At 63.9% G+C, this 2,017-nt stretch carries 1 protein-coding gene; it reads right to left on the bottom strand.

What is annotated here, in order from left to right:
• Window positions 1–203: 203 nt before the first annotated feature.
• The coding region (locus ACT84W_RS09540; protein WP_444329031.1) for a PRD domain-containing protein at window positions 204–2,017 on the bottom strand (1,814 nt) is incomplete at its 5' end.

Here is a 2,017-nt window from a genome sequence, read left to right as displayed (position 1 = left end):
GCGCCCGACACCGGGGCCCACTGCGTCACGATGATGCCGTGAAGCAGGCGATTGTCGATTCGTGCCATAACAACACTCATGTTTGCTCCTATCAAATCAAGTCTTACGTTCAGCACTGCCTTGACGCTATCCGGATTCGCGCCGGGCAAGGGGTTATCGGATTATTGAGGACGCGCGGTCGGCTTGCGGCGGCGCGGGGAAGGTCACTCGTCGAGCAGGAGGTCCGAGGAGCCGAGGCGCTCTTCTCGCGCCGGGGCGGCGCTCACGCTTATGTAGTCGAAGACATATGCGATCTCGCTTACGGGAACCTCTACGCGATAGCGCGTCGAGATGCTCGAGAAGCTCTGCCTGAAGGACTCGATGAAGTCGATGTGCTCTTCCTCGAAGCGATCCTGGCCGACGTAGGTCTCGATGGGGTTGCGGGTGACGAGGCGCTCGACGAGGCAACAGAGATGGACGTAGAGCCCGATGATGGCGTTGCTGCCGATCTTCTCGCCCGTCCTGCGCTGGAGCTCGTGCACGGCTCCCTCGATCTCGTGGAACAGCCGCTCCGGGTCGAGGATGGTGATGGAGCGGATAACGTTCTGCAGCGTCATGTTCGAAAGCAGCTTCTCGTGGAAAGAAGCGAGCTCGGAGGCGTCGAGCCACCTGCCGAACACGGCATCGACCTTCGAGGCGGACGCCGTCGACATAATGTCCTCGAGGGCGACGAAGGGAACGGAGGCGATCCTGGGGTCTCCCGTGCCGATGACGGCGCAGACGCGGTGCTCGGAGAAAACGACGTCGTTCGACCCGTTCGCGGCGAGCTGTTTGAAGGGCCTCGTGAGCAGGCGCGCGCCTATGGTGCGCGGGAGGCTCTGCGAGACGAGCTGGCGTATCCTCTCCGCGGCGTCGACCCCGGACTCGGAGCAGAAGACGATGGCGTCCTCACGGTTGACGCGCTCGATCACCTTGCAGTGCGTCACGAACGCGGCGGTCGCATCGCCAAGAACCTCGGCGATGGACTTGCCGCCGAGCAGCCCGACCCCGATCTCGAGCGCAAGACCGGTAGAGACGTTGTTCACCACGCCGATAGTGGAGTCGGTAACGTTCTCGAGGGCCTTATAGGCCTCCTCCAAGGAGCCCATGTCGACGAGGAACACGACCCCGGTGCAGTAGGAATGGCGGTCGACGAGGCGCTGGAGCGGACCGACGATGTCCTTCAGCTGCTGGTCGTAGGGCATGTCGACAGCCTCGTACACATGCATGCCGAGCATACGGTTCGCCGCGTCGGCGATGCTCGTCGCCGTTGAGTAGCCGTGGGACAGGATGACGCACAGCGTTCGGAGGGCCTTGGCGTCGCGGGACTCCGACGCAACGCACAGCGTCAAGAGCGTCTTCGTGAAGTGGTCGAGCGAGATCCCGAGCGCCCCCTCAACGTCTGCGGCGACCTGCTCGGAGACGCTCGATGCAAACGGCAATTCGGAGGTCACGGCCCCGAGGAGATGGGAGATTCGCTCCGCGCAGGCCGACTTTCGCTTGGCCAGGCCGATGCCCGGCCACAGCTGCAGGCAGATCTCCTGGGCCAGCAAAAAAGCGACCTTCCTCGAGAGCTCGATGCCATAGGAGGCGCCCGCGTCGGCGAGGATCGTGCCCACGACGCGCTCGAAGGCGCGCGACCTCGAGGAGTTGACGCCGTGGCCGAAGATCAGGTGGTCCTCAACGCCGCGCACGGCAGATACTGCCTGCGAGACGAGCTCGGAGACGGTAAGCTCCCCGGCACAGAACCGCTCGTCGAGAGAGCACAGGGAATCGAGCGCCTGCTCGACCGGTCCTTCTTCGCTCTCGATGGCGTCTAAGGACGCGTCGATCAAAACGCCGTCGTCAGGCTGCTGGTCGATCTGCGCGGAGGAAAGAAGATCGCTGGGAAGAAGATACGGGCGGACGACGACGTAGTCGCCCTCGCGATTGAGGAACGCCTTCGCGCAGCAGTTCGTCACGCAGGCGCGCAGGCCGGCGATGTTGTCGGGGAAGTCCG

Origin of the sequence: Paratractidigestivibacter sp. (assembly GCF_052362415.1) — a bacterium.
GTDB lineage: Bacteria > Actinomycetota > Coriobacteriia > Coriobacteriales > Atopobiaceae > Paratractidigestivibacter.
Note: the sequence above shows the minus strand (reverse complement) of the source record. Positions and strands in the feature narration are given on the sequence as shown.